A 20,697-nucleotide genomic window follows, 5' to 3' on the forward strand; every position below is an offset into this window, starting at 1 on the left:
AAAGACCTTATATAAAAACGTAATTATATGAAAATATTAGTTTGTATCAGTAACGTGCCCGACACGACAACAAAAATAACTTTTACCAACGATAATACCGAATTCAATACTGCAGGTGTACAATATATTGTTAATCCTTACGATGAAATTGCATTATCAAGAGCGATTGAGTTAACTGAAGGCGGAAAAGGAACCGTAACTGTGATTAATGTTGGTGAAGCGAGCAACGACCCAACAATAAGAAAAGCCCTTGCAATTGGTGCAGATGATGCAGTTAGAGTAAATGCGGCACCACGCGATGCTTACTTTGTATCAAAACAAATTGCAGAATACGCAAAAGATAAAGACTTCGATATGATTTTAACCGGACGTGAATCTATAGATTACAATGGAAACCAGGTTGCAGCAATGATTGGTGAGTTTTTAGATATTCCTTCTATCTCTATTATTAAGAAATTAGATACTGATGGCAGTTCTGCTACAATTGAAAGAGAAATAGAAGGCGGTAAAGAAGTGGTAACGGTTTCTGGTAAGTTTGTTGCAAGTTGCGCTGAAGGTGTGGCTGAACCAAAAATTCCGAATATGCGTGGTATTATGTCGGCAAGAACCAAACCTTTAGCAGTTGTAGAAGCTGTTTCGATTGAAGAAGTAACAAAAGTTGCCAAATATGAAACACCTGCTCCCCGTGGAACGGTTAAATTAATTCCTGCAGACCAAACAGAAGAATTAATTGGTTTACTGCACAGCGAGGCTAAAGTAATATAAACAATTTGCAATTTCAATTTCAGTTGTCTAGTAGTAAAGAGATAAATAAATAGAATTAATTTCACTATAAAATAAAAAGTCCCCTTTAGGGGATTTAGGGATAAATATATGTCAGTATTAGTATATGTAGAACAAGCTGAAGGTAAATTTAAGAAATCGGTTTTCGAAGCTGTTTCTTATGCCAAAGCCATTGCCGATCAACAATCAACTAATTTAACCGCAATTTCTATTGGTAACGTTGCCGAAAGCGAATTAAAAGAATTAGGTAAATACGGAGCATCTAAAGTTTTAAATGTAAGCGCCGATCAATTAAAGACTTTTGTTAACCAGGCTTACGCAAGCGTAATTTCATCTGCTTCAGAAAAGGAATCAGCAAATATTGTAGTGCTTTCTAACTCTTTTTCGGGCAAAGGTTTAGCGCCACGTATTGCAGTTAAACTCAAAGCTGGTTTAGCAGATGGCGCTGTAGAATTACCTAAAATTGATGGAGGTAAATTCGAAGTTAAAAAAACGGCTTTTTCAGGTAAAGCCTTTGCTATTACAGAATTAACATCTGCTAACAAAATTATTGCCTTAAATCCGAATGCTTTTGGTGTTAAAGAAAATACTACCGACGCGGTTATAGAAAACTTTTCTGCTGATATTAAACAATCAGACCTTGGTACCGTAATTAAAGATATTGTTCGTGCAACGGATAAAGTTTCTTTACCAGATGCAGAATTAGTTGTATCGGCTGGTAGAGGATTAAAAGGACCTGAAAATTGGGGAATGATTGAAGAATTAGCAGGGCTACTTGGTGCGGCTACAGCTTGTTCTAAACCAGTTAGTGATGCAGATTGGAGACCACATTCTGAACATGTTGGACAAACAGGTATTTCAATTAGCCCTAATTTGTATATTGCTATTGGTATTTCTGGTGCAATTCAGCATTTAGCTGGCGTAAGTTCTTCCAAAGTAATTGTTGTAATCAACAAAGACCCAGAAGCACCTTTCTTTAAAGTTGCTGACTACGGAATTGTGGGTGATGCATTTGAAGTTGTTCCAAAATTAATCGAAGCATTAAAAGCGCATAAAGCATAAACTATTTTAGACCTTATAGGTTTTCGAAACTTATAAGGTCTTGTAATTAATATGAAGAAAGTAAAATTAGATATCGTAGGCTTATCCTACAGCCAAACCCAATCTGGAGCTTATGCTTTGGTTTTGGGCGAAGTAAACGGGCGTAGGCGCTTGCCTATTATTATTGGTGCTTTTGAAGCTCAGGCAATTGCAATTGAGATTGAGAAAATGACACCAAGCAGGCCTTTAACTCATGATTTATTTAAATCGATGGCCGAAACTTTTCATATTAATATCCAGGAAATCATTATTTACAACCTTGTTGATGGTGTTTTCTATGCAAAGTTAATTTGTAGTGATGGTAAAAACACTCACGAAATTGATGCAAGAACATCGGATGCTATTGCTTTAGCTGTAAGATTTAATGCAATGATTTACACTTACGAGTTCATTTTAGCTTCGGCTGGAATTGTTATCGAAGGAAATGATTTCTTATTTTTAGAAAACATGGATAGTATTGCTAAGGAACCAGATGCAGATACTATATCAATTTCGACAAGGCAGGAAGGTTTTGGTGATTTAACGACAGAAGAGTTGCAGCAGAAACTTCAGGAAGCAATTGCTGATGAAGCCTACGAAAAAGCAGCAAGATTGAGGGATGAACTTAATAAAAGAGGAAAATCTTAAAAAAATCATTTAATTTTATAAATCTTGTAAGATTTTACTCCAAAATATTCTAAGTAAAAAACTAAAAGTTAACATAACCCAAATTGTTTATAATAATTTGGGTTCATTTTTGAATTATGTTTTAAAATAGTTCTATATTCAACCTTTACTTTCAAAAAACCAAACTAACTATATGATGAATGTTAAGTTTCGCTTAACTATAATGAGTTTCATGCAATTCTTTGTATGGGCCGCCTGGTTAATTACAATTGCAAATTACTGGTTTGGAACCAAACAATGGGACGGCGCAAATTTTGGTATAATTTTCTCTACAATGGGTATTGCTTCTCTATTCATGCCCACAATAACAGGCATACTTGCCGATAAATGGATAAACGCCGAAAAACTTTACGCCATTTTACATATCCTGTATGCTGCAACTATGTTTTATTTACCTCAGGTAGATAATCCGCATAGTTTCTTTTGGGTAATGCTAGTAGCCATGTGTTTTTATATGCCTACAATCGCACTAAGTAATTCAATAAGCTATACCACGCTAAAAAATGGCAATTTTGATGTTGTAAAAAGCTTCCCTCCAATTCGTGTTTGGGGTACGGTTGGTTTTATCGTTGCCATGTGGATTACCAATTTAACAGGTAATAAGGCTAGTGCAAATCAATTCTACATTGCGGGAATAAGTGCATTACTTTTGGGCGTATATTCGTTTGCTTTGCCAGAATGTAAACCACAGAATTTAATTAGCGAGAAAAAAACATTCGTACAAAAACTTGGACTAGAATCTTTTAAACTTTTCGCCGATTATAAAATGGCTTTGTTTTTTATATTTTCCATGTTTTTAGGAGCAGCATTGCAATTAACGAATGCTTATGGAGATGTTTTTTTAGATGAATTTAAGCTATTTCCTGTTTTTGCAGATTCATTTGTAATCAAGTATTCTACTATAATTTTATCTATTTCGCAAATTTCTGAAACCTTATTTATCCTGGCCATTCCATTCTTCTTAAAAAGATTTGGTATAAAATGGGTTATTGTAATAGCTATGTTTGCCTGGGTATTACGTTTTGGGTTATTTGCTTACGGCGACCCCTCATCAAATTTATGGATGATTATTGTCTCTTGTATAGTTTACGGAATGGCTTTCGATTTCTTTAATATATCAGGCTCGTTATTCGTAGAAACATCTACTACACCGAAAACCCGTTCATCGGCTCAAGGTTTATTTATGATGATGACCAATGGCTTTGGAGCTGTTTTCGGAAGTCTAGTATCAGGCTGGATGATAAACAAATATTTTACAACCTACTACAGCACAATTGGCTCTTTATCTAAATATGTAAAAAGCGAAGCTGATAATACACATTTGCTTAAATTTTTAAAAGATAAAGGAATTAGTGTATTACAAAATGGAGATTTGAGCAGAGCATTAGATGTTAAAGATTGGCACAACATCTGGCTTTCTTTCACCATTTATGTTTTAGTAATTGCTATTGTTTTTGTTATAGTATTTAAACACAAACACACCAAAGCAGAAGAAAAAGCTATAGAAGCAATAAGTCACTAATTTAATTTCGAAATCCTTTTATGTCAACTGGTAAGTATAGAAAAGAACATGATTGTTTAAATTGTGGTTCTCATGTAGAAGCACATTATTGTAGTAGTTGTGGTCAACCTAATTTAGAACTAAAAGAAAGTTTTTGGGGCTTCATAAGCCATAGCATTGCACATTACTTTCACTTTGACAATAAATTTTTCCAAACCCTAACGCCCCTACTAACAAAGCCCGGAAAAGTTACCTTAGATTATTTAGCCGGTAAAAGAGCTAGATACATCAATCCGGTTAGTATGTATATCTTTGTTTCTATCGTTTATTTTTTAGTTGCCTATTCTCCAAAACATTCAAGCAAGGATGATAAAAGTTTACCCATCAAAACGGCATCACAAAAAGTAGCAGTTTTAGATAGCGTTAGAAAAGAATTAACAGGTGCTGGAGTTGTAAATAAAAAAACAGGTCAAATTTTAGATAATGTAAAAGCCGATTTCAAAAAAGAATTAGACGTAGAACAGTTTAAAGAACTTAGTTTTAAAGAGCAAGGCATTGTTCTTAACAACCTTAAAATTATAAATAAGGCAAATAAATCTGATTCTCTGAAAAAAGTAATTTCTAAATTCTCTAGCATCCATAATGATAGAAACGATAGTACATATTCTGCGTATTTATCAAGACAAAAAGCTTTGCCATTACTTAAACAAGATAACTGGTTCGAACGAATGGTAACAAAGCGTTCGATAACAATGGGGCAAAAATCGGAGATAATAACTGAAACATTAGAACATAACAGACCAAAACAATACTTTTTGATGATGCCACTTCTGGCACTATTTATCATGTGGAATTTTCGTAAAAACCATGTATATTATTTAAATCATCTAATATTTACCATACATGGAATGACAGCCTATTTCATAGTATCCATATTCACTAAACCAATTACAAAATATATTTTCGGGCCAGATTCCTTTCTGACAGATATTATCGAACTTGGAGTAGTTATTTGGGTTTTATGGTATTTCTACAATGCTTTAAAAATATTCTATCAAAGAAAACGAGGGGCAACCATCTGGAAAATGATATGGATATTTATGCTTTATGGATTTGCCTTTGCAATTACCGAAGTTGTAATGCTTAACATAATTTACTACGTAAGTTAAGAAATTTAAATTTTAGAATCGAGTAGGAAGATAGTCCCCGTGCAGTATAGGGCTTCTGTTTGTATGGCAACATCACCCGGACTAAATCCGCCTCATATACAGTTTCTGTTCGTAAGCCCCCATATTTGCCGCCGACTTCCTTCAGATTCGCAGTCACCCACGACACCCTTGTCTTTAGCTAACACTTCCTACTGCAAAGCGTNATCCCAAGCTTTAAAACTTGGGATTTTCTATTTTATTAAGATTTTATTTTCTGTCTTTTAATGCAACGAAGGCTCTATCTGTTTCCCCAACATAAACCTGGCGAGGACGACCAATCGGTTCTTTGTTTTCGTGCATTTCTTTCCATTGCGCAATCCATCCTGGTAAACGACCTAAAGCGAATAACACAGTAAACATTTCTGATGGGAAGCCCAAAGCACGATAAATAATACCAGAATAGAAATCTACGTTTGGATATAATTTTCTATCAATGAAATATTGATCAGTTAAAGCGGCTTCTTCTAATTTTTTAGCAATTTCTAAAATCGGATCATCAATACCCAAGTTTTCTAAAATATCATCGCAGGCTTTTTTGATAATTTTGGCACGTGGATCAAAGTTTTTATAAACTCTATGCCCAAAACCCATCATACGGAATGAATCGTTTTTATCTTTTGCCTTATTAATCCACTTTTCAGTATCGCCACCATCAGCTTTTATTAATTCAAGCATGTCGATAACAGCTTGGTTAGCACCACCGTGTAAAGGACCCCAAAGTGCTGCAATACCTGCAGCTATTGATGCATAAAGATTACAATCAGAAGAACCGACAATACGAACTGTAGAAGCTGAACAATTTTGCTCGTGGTCTGCATGTAGAATAAGCAATTTATTCATCGCATTAACTACAATTGGGTTTACATCATAATCTTCAGTACGTTGACCAAAAGTCATCCAAAGGAAATTAGTAACGTAATCGTATTTATTTTTTGGATAGATAAGTGGATGCCCTAAAGATTTTTTATAGATGAATGAAACTATTGTAGGCAGCTTAGCTAAAAGTTTTATAATGGTTAAATTTTGCTCTTCTGCAGTTTGATTTGGCTTTAAACACTCTGGATAAAAGGTTGAAAGAGAGAATATTAACGAACCTAGTTGACCCATCGGATGAGACCTAGAAGGATATCCATCAAAGAATTTCTTCATATCCTCATGAATCAGCGTATGCTTGCTAATTTCAGCCTGAAAACTATCTAATTGTTCTTGTGTTGGAAGTTCTCCATAAACAATAAGATAAGAAACCTCTAAGAAGCTAGATTTTTCTGCAAGTTCTTCAATAGAGTATCCTCTGTATTTTAAAATACCTTTTTCACCATCTAAAAATGTGATTTTACTTTTAGTAGAACCTGTATTTTTAAAACCAGTATCTAATGTTATAAAACCGCTTAAATCTCTTAATTTAGAAATATCAATCGCCTTTTCGTCTTCAGTTCCTGTAATTACCGGTAATTCTATTGTCTTACCATCAACTTTAATCTCTGCAATATCTGACATATTATTGTATTGTGTTTATAGCTTTCTAATTTATATAAAATTAATATACATGCATAGCAAATCTGTTAAATTAATATGAAATATTAGTCAGTACGACGTAACAATCATGATTAACAAAGTCAGATTTAGCCAATTATTTTCCTTTAATCTCTTCAACTACCCTACCACATTCCAACATTTCGTTTCCGTAGTAAGGATTTTTAATTTCCTTTTCTATTGATAACCAATCTCCGCCATCGCCTTTATTCGCCATTGGGCAATGTTGAACGTAAATTGTTCCCTTTTCAATTTCACCAGATTTTATAAAAGCAATTAAATCCATGCTTAAAATAGTGAAATCTTTTCGTTGAAAAACAATATTATTAGTTTCTGATATTTTCTTTGCGATGCTGGCTGTACTTTCGCAACCTTCATAAAGTGACAGGCTTTGCTCCAATTTTGCTGCAGCTTTTTGCGCTTCCGATGAATCAGATTTAACTAATGCATTTTTTAAATCCTCGTACTGATTAAAAATATTCAGTTTCTTAATGTCTGTTATCACAACCGCTGTTTTCTTTGAAGAATCTTTTTGAATTGAATCTTTTGTTTCAGCAGTTTTTTTTTCTGTTTGGTTACAGGCCATTAAAGCTGTTAATATCGCGATTCCGAGTATTTTTTTCATTGTATTTGGTTTTGGCCTCAAAATAACAATTAAAATATTAAATAAATAAAAAAAGCCCCCGAAAATTTCGGAGGCTTCAATTATATGATGTTTTAATTATAATTTAAAATTATAGCCTAAACGTAAAGCAAATTGACCTGTCTTCATAAAGTATAAATCAGATGCGCTGTTGTTTACATAACCTTCATATTTAGCGCCAACCTCCAAACCATTTGTCCATTCGTAGCCTAAACCACCTGTATAAATAAAGTTCATATTTGCACCATCTTTTAATGCCAAGCCTGTTCCAGCTCCACCGGTTACAAACATTCTGTCTACTACGAAAGCTTTAACACCGCCCATTAAAGGAATAAATTCAAAATTTAATGGGCTACCTTTCCATTTTAGTTTAGTGTAACCACCTGATGCTGTGATTGCAACGTTTTTTGTTAAATCATACTGGAGTCTTAAATCAGCTCCATAACCATAATCCATTTCGGATTTATCTGGAAATGTTCCAATCTGCGCACCTAAACCAACTTTAAACGCCATTCCGTTATCAGTTGTCATGCTAGTCATTGAGGTTTGAGCCTTTAAGTTTGTCGTTGTAAATATTGCTAGTGCCGATGCAACTGCAAAAATTTTGGTAATTGTTTTCATACTAAATGTATTTAAATTATTAATTAAGGGTTTTAATCATATACGACATTCAAACGAAAACAGATTTTATAAATTTTTTTTTTTGAAATTTCTGAAAATAAAAAAAGCCTCTGAAATTTTTCAGAGGCTTTTTTTATGAGTTTTGAATCTCTTACAAACTGAATCCGTAAGCTAAACGAATACCTGCAAAACCAATACTTCCATTATTAGAATACCCTTCATACTTTGCGGCAAGGTCTAAACCATTGCTCCAAGAATATCCAATTGCTGGAGAGTAAACAAATGAAGTTCCAGCACCTTTATTGGTTCCAAAACCAGCACCAAGTTCTGCTAATCCATAAGCGCCAGCTCCTGAATCATTAAAAAAATATTTTGCACCAACTTTTACAGGGATAACACCGAAACTTCCGCCTCCGTAAGAATCTTTAATTGAGAAGTTGTTATACCCAGCTGTTACTGGAATTGATAATTGTTTATCAACATTAAATTGATATCTGATATCTCCACCTATAACTAAGCCATAACCTGTTGAAGTTCCAGCTCCAACATTAAGTCCGATACCTAAATTTCTCGACTGTGCATTTACATTAGTTGTGAAGAATAGAGCCACTACAGCTGCTGAAGTAGCCAAAATTTTAGTAATTGTTTTCATTGTAAGATATATTTTTTGAGTTAATAAATATACCTCACCAAGTACAAAACCTATGCCAAACAAAAGTTATAGGGTTATTTTTATATACATTAATGTCATATTTAATTCACAAACTGTTGGTTTTAACATTTTGAAACTTTTTCCAAAATTTGTTGTTCCAAAACGTTTGTTGGGTATGACGCATTTAACCAATTTATCACAACACCATCTTTTTCCATCTTTCTAAAAAAAGTATTTTGTCTTTTTGCAAACTGGCAAATTGCAATACCTAATCTTAATTTTAACTCCTCGAAAGTTAATTTGCCTGTTAAGTAATTTACGATAAACTTATATTCTAATCCGTAGAAAATTAATATATCCTTACTAATGCCTTCGTTTAATAATTTTTCAACCTCTTCTATCATTCCGTTTTTCAACCTAAAATCCAACCGATTCAAAATATTAGACCTTGTAATTTCAATTTCATTTTTAAGGCCAAAAACTATTGGTTTTACAGTAGGCCTTTCTATAACTTCAAGTTTATTATATTTCAAATATTCAGCAATTTCAATTGCCCGGATAAGCCGTTTTTTTGAAGATAAATCTACATTTGAAATCGATTCTGATTGATAATTATTTAGTTTAATAATTAATTCTTCTTTTGATAAGAATTCGAGTTCAGCTCGAAAATCGGTATTTACAGGAACAGCTGTATAAGTTTGGTTTTGAAGAATACTGTGAATGTACATTCCTGTTCCACCACACAGAATTGGAAACCTTTTTCTTTCCTTAATGGATTCAAAAGTTTTATAAAAGTCGTTTTTAAATGCATCAACATGATACCTTTCACCTGGTTCGAGAATATCGATTAAGTGGTAAGGAATGGTTTTATCATTAATTGAATACTCGCTTAAATCTTTACCAGTGCCGATATCCATTTGCTTAAAAATTTGGCGGCTATCTGCGCTTATAATTTCTCCATTAAGTTTAGCTGCCAACCGAACCGCCAACTTAGTTTTACCTGATGCCGTTGCACCTAAAATTATAAGCAAGGAATTATCGGACATATTAGAACTTTAAAATGAATTTAATGCTTCCAGTATTAAAAACTAGAGGATTAGTTTGCTCTAAATTTCCCTTTTTTAAACTTCGTTTTAACTGCGTACCCAAAACAAAATATTGAGGTTTTATAACATCAACCTTATTAAAATTTAGTTTATAATATGCCTCTCCCGCCGACCAATCTTTATCAGCATAAGTCATTAAATCATTAGGTTTTAAAAGTAGCTGCATGTGTTTAACCAACTTACTTAAGCCTCCAGTAATTGAAAAACCACCTTTTACCACAAATCTAATTAATTCGATAGATTTATAGTTTTCTGTATGGTTCATTTTGCGAAGGGCAGAAAATGTAGCTACTGCTAAAAGCTCATCATTTATAAAAAGTCCAAACTTATATCGGCTACTCACCGAACCCTGCAAATGATTTTCATTTAAAAATAAATCGGCTATAGGTTTATCTATTTTGAAAACTTTTGTTTTTCGACCGTGAATCTTTTTATTTTCGCCAGAAAGCGATAATATTCGATGCAAAACCTGAGTTGGTTTATTTTTCCAAACATCTTCCCAAAGATTAATAAGCTTGAAACCTTCGTTTTGTATAAGGTTTTGTAATAAAATAAGTTGTTCTGGAGAAAAGTTAGTTAGTATATTAACCAGATTGATGATGACATTACATTTAGTTAGTGTAACCAACTGAAAATCATCTTTCTTTTTCAATTCGAATTCAACTTCTTTTTCAGCAAGTGCCGATAAAAAATTGTTATGCCATTCTATATTTAACGGCTGGGAAAGTGAAATATGGTTAACCAACTAATTTTATTTTACAAAAGCAAAGTGCGCTTGCTTGCAAATTTAGTAGTTCATATTCAAAAAGCCTCTAAATCCATTTTTTTTCTTTGAAATTAGCATGTATAATTTCAAAGATATTCTCAACCTCTTTATGTTTTTCTTTATCTAATTGCTTAATTTTTAAACCCGACAGATTTTGTCCAAAATCGTTTAAATTTTGATTTGATGAATTAAATTCTGAAGTATTTACTTTTACCTCAACATTTTCTCCATTTATATAAACTCCAGCAAAGTAACGTTCAGTAATCTTTTCACCCTTCACTTCTACATTCTTTTCGCTGTATAAGTCATATCCACTTTCCGAATTTTCGTGTACAGTGTATCCTCTTGTTGCGTAAGGTTGTAAGCATGCTCTAATGGTTTGAAAAATTTCTACAAGGTCGGTTTTCATAGTTTACAAAGTTTAACAATAAACACAACCAATAAGATATTGTTTACTTTTTTAATCCAACCACCATTTTTCTACAGGGAAATCTTTGTTCAAAATAACGGTTTCACCAAGTTTTGGAGTGATAATTTGAAATTGTTGCTTTTCTGCCGCGAGTGTTACCCTTTTTATAGGCTCATCCCATGGGTGCATAGCTAGACTAAATTTACCCCAATGTACGGGCATTAAAATGTTAGCATTTAGGTCGATAGCGGCTTGAACAGTTTGTTCAGGAAACATGTGGATATATGGCCAAAGCTCGTTATACTGTCCGCATTCTAAAAATGCAATATCAAATGGCCCGTAGTTTTCTCCTATTTGTTTAAAATGAGTGTCATAGCCAGAATCGCCACCTAAAAAAAGTTTATGGTTTTCAGTTTGTAAAACAAATGCAGACCAAAGTGTTTGGTTTCTTTTAAACTTTCTACCGGTAAAATGACGAGCAGGGACAGCAGTGAAATTAAATTTATCGAAAAGCTTGATGCTTTGACTCCAGCTCAATTCATTAATCTTATCACTTTGTATTCCCCATTTTTCTAAATGAGCACCCACTCCTGTCGAAGCCACAATTACTTTTGCCTGTGGCGCTATTTTTAAAATACTATGATAATCAAGATGGTCGTAATGGTCATGCGTTATTAATAAAACATCGATATTTAAAAAATCGTCAGCTTTAACGAAATCAGTTCCTTTAAAATTTTTACTTCCGATAAAAGAATAAGGAGAGGGTGTTTTGCTAAATACAGGATCTACCAGAATTCGTTTTCCATCAACTTTAATCAAATACGAAGAATGCCCAAACCAAATAATTTCGGGCTCATTACTTTTTACCTGACTATTTAAATCGGGTTTAACAAAAGTTAAAGCCTTTGCAGGATTTTTGTTAGGCTGCTTTTGAAAAAGAAACGATGAAAGAACCTTGAAAAAGCTAACACCTTCTGGTTGCATAGGCGTTACAGATAAATTCTGAAGCGATCCATCTTTATAATTATCTAAATGCTGAATAGTAATTAATCTAGTACCACTCGGAAGTTGTCCGAAAACTGGTAAATTGGTAGCAATAAGAAAAAACAGAACAAGTATTAATATTATATAAACAGCTATCATTTTAAATTTAAATATCTGGCTAAATTAGATTGAAATATTGCATAAAAAAAGCCTATCCGAATTGGATAAGCTGATTTTACAATTTGATTGCTATTTATTTAAGAAAAAGCTTTTCTAATAATCATCATTTAGTGCAAAAATTGGCTTTCTGCTCATCCATTGTCCACCAGTAAAGTCAGGAAAATCAACAGTTTCGTTACCCATTTCTATCGATTGTTCACTTAAAGGCGTAATTGCACTCCATGCTGCTGCATCATATACATCTAAGGGCGCAGGTTCATTTCTTTTTGCTGCTTCAATAAAGGCATGAATAACAAAAAAATCCATTCCTCCATGTCCTGCGCCCTGTGCATCATTACCGTATTTCTTCCAAAGTGGATGATCATATTTATCCAACCATTCCTTTGCTTTATCCCAAGTATGTGGTTTGCTTACTCCTTCTACATAAATACCGTTATTTACATCCATCCATAATCCTTTTGTTCCCTGAAACCTAAAGCCTAAAGAATAAGGACGAGGAGAATTTGTATCGTGCTGTAAAATAATGGTTTCGCCATTCGCACAGCCAATACTCGTAGTTACAATATCACCCAATTTAAAATTAACTTTCGTATTTGGGTGAGCTGGTCCGCCTTCATCTACAATATGTTTATGCAAGCCCAGCGCTTTTGTAGAAAATGAATTTAACTTTACGAAACGATTACCACTGTTTATGTTAATGCACTGAGCTACAGGACCAATACCGTGTGTTGGATATAAATCGCCGTTGCGATACACTGAATAATTGGTTCTCCATTTTGCCTCAGAAAATCCTTTTTCGCCAAATTCTACACCATGACCATAAGGATTAATACCATCATTAAATTTAACTTCTCTTAAATCGTGTTGGTAGCCGCCCTGTAAATGAAGCATTTCGCCAAAAATACCCTGACGAACCATATTTAATGCCGCCATAACATCTCTGCGATAGCAAACATTTTCGAGCATCATAACATGCGCATTGCTTTTTTCGGCTGCATGTACAACATCCCAATGGTCTTGAAGATTTATGCCCAAAATCACTTCGGTTGCTACGTATTTAATACCAGCATCAATAGATCCTAAAATCATTGGTTTATGAAATTCCCATGGTGTTGCAATAACAACAGCCTTAATTCCCTTCAATTCGAGCATTTTTTTCCAGGCGTTGTTACTGCCTGTAAAAATTTTAGGCATTGCCTTACCGCTTTTAGCAATAATTGCCTTGCTCATTTGTATCATACGATCATCTACATCACAAATTGCTACTAAATCTAAATCCGATCTTTTCAAAAGTAAATCTAAATGATTTTGCCCACGTAAGCCAACACCAATCATAACAACTTTAATTTTTTCAGCAGCTTGCGAAGCAAATAAAGTTTTATCTGGTATGGTGGCAAATGCGGCTGTGGTTAAACCTGCATTTCTTACAAATTGTCTTCTATTCATAAACTAGTTTGAGCTAATTGTATTAAAAACATTTGGTTTGGTTTATATATGTTTCTCGAATGTATAGATATTTAAGGCCTTATTAAAAGAAATGAGGTAAAAAAAATCACGCAAACGTTTGATTAATTTTGTATTATTACAATGAAAACAAATTTTGTATAGCTTAGCAATTGATATGCAATCGAAGCCTACAACTATAAAAGAAATAGCCAAAATTTTAAACCTTTCGCCTTCAAGCGTATCAAGGGGTTTACACGATCATCCGAGTATCGGGGCAGTTACGCGTGAAAAGATAAAGCAACTTGCTAAATCTTTAAATTACGAACCGAACAATGCAGCCATTCTTTTTCAGAAAGGTAAAACCTATACATTAGGTGTTATTCTTCCAGAGTTATCAGAACATTTTTTTTCGACAGCAATTTCTGCAATCGAAGATGAGGCTCTAAAGAAAAACTATACAGTAATTTTTGCTCAATCTCATGATGATTTTGATAAAGAAGTTCGTTTAGTTGATAAAATGAAAAATCAGCGTGTTGATGGTTTACTAGTATCCATTTGCAAGGACACATCGAATTTTGACCATTTCGAAAAACTCAAGGCATTTAATATTCCTGTTGTATTTTTCGATAGAATTCCACCATTTAAAAATGTACATTATGTTGCCTGTTCGCTCGAAAATGCAACTATAAAAGCTGTAAATTTTTTATTAAAAAAGGGCCATAGAACTATTGGAATGATAAATGGCCCAACAACTTTATTTGCCAGCGGAGAGAGAAAGGAAGGCTATATGCAGGCAATTAATTTCAACAGGCTTAAATTCGACCCCTCTCTTGTTATTAATTGTGATTTGACAGAAGAAGGAACCATTGAGGCAACAGAATTATTGATTAATCATAAAAGAAAACCTACAGCTATTGTAGCTTTTAACGATTATGTTTCTCTGTTTTTAATTAAACACCTTAAAAAATTAAAAATTTCCGAAGAAATAGATGTAGTAAGTTATGCAAACTTGCCGATGATGAAATATTTGGACTATACGCCTATCGCATCAGTAGAACAATACCCCTATTTACAAGGGCAAAAGGCTGCTAATATTCTTTTAGATTTGATAAATAGCCCAAGTTCTGAAAATCAAGCTTATTATAACACCCTTGTAGAATCTGACTTGATTATTAATAAAAAGCCAAATACTTAAAATCAAATTCCTGGGTTGGTAGTTCTGGATTTATTAAGGCTTCCGGGTAAAATATCGTATCGCTTTTTAAATGCGACCGTAAAATGCTGAGCGTTTTTGTAACCTACTAAAAAAGCAACTTCGCTTACTGTTTTCTTTTCTTTTGATAAATGATAATATGCCCTTTCCATCCTGATTTTATTTAAGTACCCGAAAACTGTCTCGCCAGTTAACTCTTTAAATCCTTTTTTTAGTTTATTATCATTTATGCCAGCCTTGCGAGATAATTCAATTAAAGAATTCGGACGCTGAATATTTTCTTCAACAAGTTGCTTGGCATACATAATTTTATCGATGTCATCTTTCTTTAAAGAAAATGAAGTTTTTTTATGGGCGTTGTTGATATAAAAAGCAAGCAGCTTAAAAATCTGGGCTTCAAAAAAGATTTTTTTTATACGTACATGATTCTTTTGATTAACCAAATCATATAAAACCAAACTAACTTCTGTATCAATTGCTAAAGATTCGAAAGCTGAAGCATCATCTATAAAATTAGCACCTGTTAATTTTTTATAATGCGATTGTGTTATTTGTATATAAACGTAGTGAACGTTCTCATTAAAATTAATAATCAAATTACTAAATTCTCCTATAGTAACACTTTGTTGATTTTTTTTTAAATTGATGCTTTTCCCATCAACTACATCTTCACAATACACAGAACCTTCGAGGCAAAATAGAAACGAAATATTTTGATTTCTATTTTCAACAAAAATCTTCATTTCTTTTGAAGTATTTATCTTGACAACACTTATATGCACTCCCTTAAACCAATGCTCAATAAAGTTAATACGGTAATCGAAATTTGTTAACTGATGTTCCTTTTCCTCGATTTCTTTATTTGTATCGAAATTAGCAGGATATACACAATTGTATAAAAGCATTCCTGTTGTAAAATCTGATACTTTAATTTCCATCTATTTAGTGAATGTTTAAATTATTCCTCAATCTATTTTAGCACTTATAATACTATTTAGAATACTTCTTAATAATCCGTTTCGCGTTATTAATTGTCCGCTTGGCGTTAATCGAATTCTCAGATTATACACAAATTTGCATAATTATTTATAATTAGTCTAAATAAATGAAGATATATTTATCAATTACCTTATTGCTATCTGGTTTTACAGCTCTAAGTCAGCAAGTTAAAATCGATTCAGCTAAGGCGAAGGATTTAAAAGAAGTGGTTATAACCGGACAATTTGGGCCTCAAACATTAAAAAACTCTGTTTACAATATCAGAACGATAAGTGCAGAAAGAATTAAGTTAAGGGCTGCAACTAACGTTCAACAAGTACTTAATACAGAGCTGGGCTTTCGTTTCAGTAACGACTTAACCTTAGGAACAACAGACGTTCAATTAATGGGAATGACTGGTAGAAACATTAAAATTCTTTTAGATGGCGTACCAATGGTTGACCGTTCGGACACAAGAGAAAGTTTAAATCAGATAGATATTAATACGATTGATAGAATAGAAATTGTTGAAGGTCCGATGTCTGTAGTTTACGGAACTGATGCGCTTGCGGGTGTAATAAACATAATAACGAAAAATCCAGGCAAATCTCTGGTTACTATTTCAGCAAGAATTCAGGAAGAAACCGCAGGAAACGAATATAGTGCTTTCAGTGGTGAGGGTAATCACATTCAAAATATAAGTACCAGCTGGCAAAATAAAGGCTGGAGTGCATTGGCTGGTTTTAGTCATAACGATTTTGGTGGATGGAATTTGGCCCCAAAAACAGCTACAATTGCAGAGGTTGAGGCTGTTGCAAATCGTTGGAAACCAAAAGAACAGTGGCTTGGAAACACCAAAATCGGCTATCGTAATGAAAATTTTAATATTTGGTACAGATTGGATGGTTTAAACGAAGAGATTGATAGCCGTGGTGGGATGAATCCAAATAACTACAGAGCAAAATTTCAAACCTATACAACTAAACGTTACACGCAGCAATTGCAAACAGAATGGCGTTTAGCCAGTAATTTACAGCTAACAGCGATTGGTGGCTTTACAAATTTAGAACGAGCTACCCGTTCTGTTGTTCATGATTTTTCTACGGGTGCAGAAGAATTAACTACTACTGCAGGCGAACAAGATGTAGCTAAATTTAGTTCAGTCATTTTTAGGTCTACTGTTCAGTATAAAGTTAGCGATATGTTTGCATTACAACCTGGTATAGAATACAATAGAGATGCAGCAAGTGGAGCCAGAATTAACGGATCACCGGCAATTAATGATTACTCATTCTTTATTTCTGGAGAGGTAAGGCCTGTTAAAGGAATAAATATTCGTCCCGGTGTTCGGTTTATAAAAAACTCAATTTACGATGCACCAATTATCCCTTCATTAAATACAAATTTTACGCTTACCGAAAGTCTTAATTTCCGTTTAGGATTTGCAAAAGGCTTCCGTGCGCCAGCACTTAGAGAATTATATTACGATTTCTTTGATTCTAACCACTCAATTATGGGAAACCCGGATTTAAAAGCAGAAGAATCTAACAGTTTTAATGGTTCACTGGCTTGGTCTGGTATTCAAACAAACGATTTGCAATTCCGCTATACCTTAGCTGGTTTCTATAATCTTTTCAAAAATAGAATTGATTTCGGTATCGATGCTACAAACCCAGCTGTGACCACATTAATAAATATATCAAAATATAAAACAACTGGCGGAACTTTAGAGAATACTTTAATTTACAAAAATTTTCAGGCGAACATAGGTTTATCTTATATCGGAAGATATAATGATTTAACTGAATCGTCTTCTAATTTTGATGTTCCTGAATTCGTTTGGTCGGCCGAAGTTTCGGCTAATCTGACCTATACCTTCCCTAAAATAAATGGAAGCATTAGCTTTTTCTATAAATACACAGGCAGTGTTCCTAATTATCAGTTAAGCACAGTTAATGGAGTACAAGCAGCAACACTTGTGAAGGTTGGCAGCTTTAACCTTGCAGATTTAATGCTGAATAAAAACATTTATAAATGCTTAACAATAAACGTAGGTGTTAAAAATCTATTTAACGTAACACAATTATCAAACACATCTACAGCTAGTGGCGGTGCACATAGTACAGGTGGTGCTACGGTACCCAATAGTTATGGTCGGTCCTACTTGGTTGGATTAACATTTAACTGGAATAAAAACTAATCTCAAATAAAAATTAAACATTAAAAATTGAAATATGAATAAATTTAACTCGATTATCGCAATCGCTTTACTAGCGGTAACTTTTACAGCATGTAAAAAAGACAATGAAGAACCTGTTATAGTTGTTCCACCATCTGATGGTAGTACGTTAACTCTTAGTGGTAAAACGGCAGAATCAAATTATGCAAATGTTGTATATGTAGATTTTAGCAGCGATAAACAAGCAACGGCCGATAGAAAAAGCTTCAATATAGGTTTAACATCAGATGGTAAATTTAGAGTTGTATTAAACGCTTCTTACCAAACTACAGCTGTTGCTACATCTAAGAGCGATATTAATGCGGTTACTCTAGCTGCCCCTGGAACAACTGTTAATTTAAATCATGATATTACGGACCCCCTTACCAATTCATTAGTTGATTATTGGGATGGCGATATTACTAAAACTGCATTTGCCGAAGTTAGTGCTACAGATGCTGAGAACAAAGTTTACTTGTTAAGCTTTGAAGGAAGTAAGGATAAAGATAAATGGTTTAAAATAAAAATTACGCGTAATGGCTCTGGTTATAAAGTGCAATATGCCAGATTAGGTGAAACAACCATAAAAAGTTTAGATGTAGTTAAAAACTCTGACTATAATTTAGTTTTCGTATCGTTAGAGAATAATAAAGTTGTGCAAGCAGAACCGGTTAAAACAGGCTGGGATATTTCTTGGAGTTATAGTACTTACAATTCAGGATTAGGATCGCCTTATTGGTTTCAAGATTATGTATCAATTAATAACCTAGGCACAATAACAGCTGCAAAGGTTTCTACAGCAACTAAAACTTATGCCGCATTTACAGAAACTGATATTGCTAATATTACATTTTCTTCTTCCAGAGATGTAATTGGTTCTACTTGGAGAACTTCACCAAGTCAAGCCGGAACAGGCGGTGGTGTTAAAACAGATGTATTCTATGTAATTAAAGATTCAGCAGGTAACGTTTATAAACTGAAATTTAATAGTTATATATCAGGAGATGGTGGAGAACGTGGTAAACCTGTTATCGAATATAAATTGATTAAAAAAGGATAATATAAAATCTTTTAAAATTATGTTTTGTTAGTTGAATAATGGCCTACCGCGATGGTAGGCCTTATTTTTTTGAGTATCTCTTTTTATATCTAGAAAAAGAAAGCATTATTAAAAAATCCTTTAAATGCAAAAAGGGTTCCGGCATACCGGAACCCTTTTTATTCTTACTCGCGAAATATTATTTGCCAGTATTTTTCTTGTCAGTTACTTCTGCACGGATTTCTTGTGCTAAAACTTTAAGATCTTGCATTGCTTTACGCACACGTGTACCAGCAGCTGCATTGCCAGCATTATAAAATTTTTCTACATCTGCTTCAATTGCAGCAACAGCAGCTTTAACTTTTGAGAATTTTTCCATCGCTAATTGATGTTTTTAGGGTTTAAAAAATTTATTTTTTCAATAATACATATTTACCTTGAATTAACAACAGAAAGCAAACATTAATTTGAAAGAAGTTTTGCACATTTTAAAGCTACTAAATGCCTTTAAAACTATTTTAGGAGTATTTTTTACTTTTTTTTGCTCTAGTTGTTATGTTTTAGCTTAACTGTTTAGATAACTTTATCAAGTTATTAAAGGTTTGATTAGCACTATGTACGCAATTTTTATAATCAGCCTCTAATACACTTTCATTCAATATTTGTACGAAATCTTTCCATTTTAAACCTAACTCTTCGCCGTAAACACCATAATAATTTAATCCCATTTCTGAACCTGCAAAATTAGCATTGGCTAAAATATGTTTTCTTATTACGTTTCCACCCAGAGTAGCCCCTTCTAGCACATATAATGCGCCTAAAACTGCTGCATTATTTTTTTCTGGAATGAACAAATCGAAATTTAACTCGGGCAAGGTTAATGGATCAATTTTCCAATATTCTAAATCTTTTTCTAATGAAGCAAGCTTTAATCTGCTATTCATTTGTAGCTTATTGGCAATTTCAGCATCCAACATATTGGCCAGCTTATTTTCTAGCTTTTGGTGAATGATATAATTTATGGTAAGTAGCTTTTTGTAATTCTTGATACTTAAGGAATTGTTCATAATCTCGTTAACAAACATTAACGATTCAAGCAATTTGTGGTTTTCTGCAGTTTCGGCTCTTAAAATATTAGCAATCATAGTATGATATAAAATTTAAAAATATGTATAAAAACAAAAGATTCGAATTAAAAATCCGAATCTTTATATGATTATTTTAATAAATTTAGTTTACCCGTAAATGTTGGTTAAACCAAAAATCGTGAACGGAGTGGATGCACTTTACAAGATTATCATAACCATCAGGTTTTGCTAAATAAGCATTTGCACCAAATTCTATTGATGCTTTAACATCATCAGGATTATCAGAGGTAGAAAACAAGATTACCGGAATTGTTTTTAGATAAGGAATATCCTTTATAAACTTAAGTAAATCAATACCTGATAAGCCAGGGAGATTTAAATCCAATAAAATTAGTTTAGGCTTTGTTTTATTTTCTGCAAAATTTTGTAATCTCTGCATTGCTTCAGTACCATCTTCTACTATCGCAAGGTTTAGAGTATCCTTAACCTCTTGTACGGCACTTTGCATAAAGAATGCATAATCCGTGTCGTCTTCTACATAAAATATATCCGGTGTTTTCAT

General features: G+C 33.3%; 21 protein-coding genes. 8 read left to right on the forward strand and 13 right to left on the reverse strand.

Features of this window, described 5'->3' with window-relative positions; genetic code table 11:
• The first annotated feature begins 27 nt into the window (after nt 1-27).
• The 5 genes from ACFOUY_RS02415 (at nt 28) to ACFOUY_RS02435 (ending at nt 5,220) form a co-directional block, all read left to right on the forward strand.
• Complete coding sequence (locus tag ACFOUY_RS02415; protein ID WP_378958854.1) at nt 28-765, forward strand: electron transfer flavoprotein subunit beta/FixA family protein; 738 nt, start codon at nt 28-30, stop codon at nt 763-765.
• A 108-nt stretch (nt 766-873) separates the two neighbouring features.
• Nucleotides 874-1,845: an electron transfer flavoprotein subunit alpha/FixB family protein gene (locus ACFOUY_RS02420; RefSeq protein WP_378958855.1), complete on the forward strand. Its 972-nt coding sequence runs from the start codon at nt 874-876 to the stop codon at nt 1,843-1,845.
• Between the two features lie 51 nt (nt 1,846-1,896).
• On the forward strand, nt 1,897-2,511 hold the full coding sequence (locus ACFOUY_RS02425) for a bifunctional nuclease family protein (protein ID WP_378958856.1): 615 nt from the start codon (nt 1,897-1,899) through the stop codon (nt 2,509-2,511).
• Between the two features lie 175 nt (nt 2,512-2,686).
• Nucleotides 2,687-4,072: a nucleoside permease gene (locus ACFOUY_RS02430; protein WP_378958917.1), complete on the forward strand. Its 1,386-nt coding sequence runs from the start codon at nt 2,687-2,689 to the stop codon at nt 4,070-4,072.
• A gap of 20 nt (nt 4,073-4,092) precedes the next feature.
• Nucleotides 4,093-5,220, forward strand: a complete 1,128-nt coding sequence (locus ACFOUY_RS02435) for a DUF3667 domain-containing protein (protein ID WP_378958857.1) — start codon at nt 4,093-4,095, stop codon at nt 5,218-5,220.
• A 246-nt stretch (nt 5,221-5,466) separates the two neighbouring features.
• Here ACFOUY_RS02435 and ACFOUY_RS02440 read toward each other — a convergent pair whose 3' ends face one another.
• The 9 genes from ACFOUY_RS02440 to ACFOUY_RS02480 all read right to left on the reverse strand — a co-directional run bounded on the left by ACFOUY_RS02440 (nt 5,467) and on the right by ACFOUY_RS02480 (nt 13,599).
• Entirely contained in the window at nt 5,467-6,756 is a 1,290-nt protein-coding gene (locus tag ACFOUY_RS02440; RefSeq protein ID WP_378958858.1) for a citrate synthase, read from the reverse strand.
• Nucleotides 6,757-6,889: 133 nt separating this feature from the next.
• Nucleotides 6,890-7,417, reverse strand: a complete 528-nt coding sequence (locus tag ACFOUY_RS02445; RefSeq protein ID WP_378958859.1) for a DUF3347 domain-containing protein — start codon at nt 7,415-7,417, stop codon at nt 6,890-6,892.
• Between the two features lie 96 nt (nt 7,418-7,513).
• Nucleotides 7,514-8,056: a hypothetical protein gene (locus ACFOUY_RS02450; RefSeq protein ID WP_378958860.1), complete on the reverse strand. Its 543-nt coding sequence runs from the start codon at nt 8,054-8,056 to the stop codon at nt 7,514-7,516.
• A gap of 151 nt (nt 8,057-8,207) precedes the next feature.
• On the reverse strand, nt 8,208-8,708 hold the full coding sequence (locus ACFOUY_RS02455) for a hypothetical protein (protein ID WP_378958861.1): 501 nt from the start codon (nt 8,706-8,708) through the stop codon (nt 8,208-8,210).
• A gap of 122 nt (nt 8,709-8,830) precedes the next feature.
• Nucleotides 8,831-9,754, reverse strand: a complete 924-nt coding sequence (gene miaA, locus ACFOUY_RS02460; RefSeq protein ID WP_378958862.1) for a tRNA (adenosine(37)-N6)-dimethylallyltransferase MiaA — start codon at nt 9,752-9,754, stop codon at nt 8,831-8,833.
• A gap of 1 nt (nt 9,755) precedes the next feature.
• The gene (locus tag ACFOUY_RS02465) at nt 9,756-10,559 is read right to left on the reverse strand and encodes a hypothetical protein (RefSeq protein ID WP_378958863.1); all 804 of its coding nucleotides are present in this window, start codon (nt 10,557-10,559) and stop codon (nt 9,756-9,758) included.
• Nucleotides 10,560-10,626: 67 nt separating this feature from the next.
• Nucleotides 10,627-10,989, reverse strand: a complete 363-nt coding sequence (locus ACFOUY_RS02470) for a hypothetical protein (protein WP_378958864.1) — start codon at nt 10,987-10,989, stop codon at nt 10,627-10,629.
• A 51-nt stretch (nt 10,990-11,040) separates the two neighbouring features.
• The gene (locus ACFOUY_RS02475; protein WP_378958865.1) at nt 11,041-12,132 is read right to left on the reverse strand and encodes an MBL fold metallo-hydrolase; all 1,092 of its coding nucleotides are present in this window, start codon (nt 12,130-12,132) and stop codon (nt 11,041-11,043) included.
• Between the two features lie 114 nt (nt 12,133-12,246).
• Complete coding sequence (locus ACFOUY_RS02480) at nt 12,247-13,599, reverse strand: Gfo/Idh/MocA family protein (RefSeq protein ID WP_378958866.1); 1,353 nt, start codon at nt 13,597-13,599, stop codon at nt 12,247-12,249.
• A 175-nt stretch (nt 13,600-13,774) separates the two neighbouring features.
• On the opposite strand from ACFOUY_RS02480, the gene ACFOUY_RS02485 reads away from it, so the two are divergent.
• Nucleotides 13,775-14,794 (forward strand): LacI family DNA-binding transcriptional regulator, encoded by a 1,020-nt coding sequence (locus tag ACFOUY_RS02485; RefSeq protein ID WP_378958867.1) that lies wholly within the window; start codon nt 13,775-13,777, stop codon nt 14,792-14,794.
• A gap of 2 nt (nt 14,795-14,796) precedes the next feature.
• Here the strand turns inward: ACFOUY_RS02485 and ACFOUY_RS02490 are convergent, their stop codons facing one another.
• A complete protein-coding gene (locus ACFOUY_RS02490; RefSeq protein ID WP_378958868.1) occupies nt 14,797-15,750 on the reverse strand; it encodes a helix-turn-helix domain-containing protein in 954 nt (317 codons plus the stop codon).
• Between the two features lie 167 nt (nt 15,751-15,917).
• On the opposite strand from ACFOUY_RS02490, the gene ACFOUY_RS02495 reads away from it, so the two are divergent.
• Both ACFOUY_RS02495 and ACFOUY_RS02500 read left to right on the forward strand, forming a co-directional pair.
• Nucleotides 15,918-17,990, forward strand: coding sequence for a TonB-dependent receptor plug domain-containing protein (locus ACFOUY_RS02495; protein ID WP_378958869.1), 2,073 nt, complete (start codon nt 15,918-15,920; stop codon nt 17,988-17,990).
• Between the two features lie 34 nt (nt 17,991-18,024).
• Nucleotides 18,025-19,068: an HmuY family protein gene (locus ACFOUY_RS02500; RefSeq protein ID WP_378958870.1), complete on the forward strand. Its 1,044-nt coding sequence runs from the start codon at nt 18,025-18,027 to the stop codon at nt 19,066-19,068.
• 178 nt (nt 19,069-19,246) lie between these two features.
• On the opposite strand, the gene ACFOUY_RS02505 is transcribed toward ACFOUY_RS02500, so the two are convergent.
• From ACFOUY_RS02505 to ACFOUY_RS02515, 3 genes are all read right to left on the reverse strand, one after another.
• A complete protein-coding gene (locus ACFOUY_RS02505) occupies nt 19,247-19,426 on the reverse strand; it encodes a histone H1 (protein WP_116249844.1) in 180 nt (59 codons plus the stop codon).
• Between the two features lie 181 nt (nt 19,427-19,607).
• On the reverse strand, nt 19,608-20,192 hold the full coding sequence (locus tag ACFOUY_RS02510; protein ID WP_378958871.1) for a biliverdin-producing heme oxygenase: 585 nt from the start codon (nt 20,190-20,192) through the stop codon (nt 19,608-19,610).
• A gap of 85 nt (nt 20,193-20,277) precedes the next feature.
• Entirely contained in the window at nt 20,278-20,697 is a 420-nt protein-coding gene (locus tag ACFOUY_RS02515; RefSeq protein ID WP_378958872.1) for a response regulator, read from the reverse strand.

It is taken from the genome of Pedobacter jamesrossensis (assembly GCF_042650905.1).
Taxonomy (GTDB): Bacteria; Bacteroidota; Bacteroidia; order Sphingobacteriales; family Sphingobacteriaceae; genus Pedobacter; species Pedobacter jamesrossensis.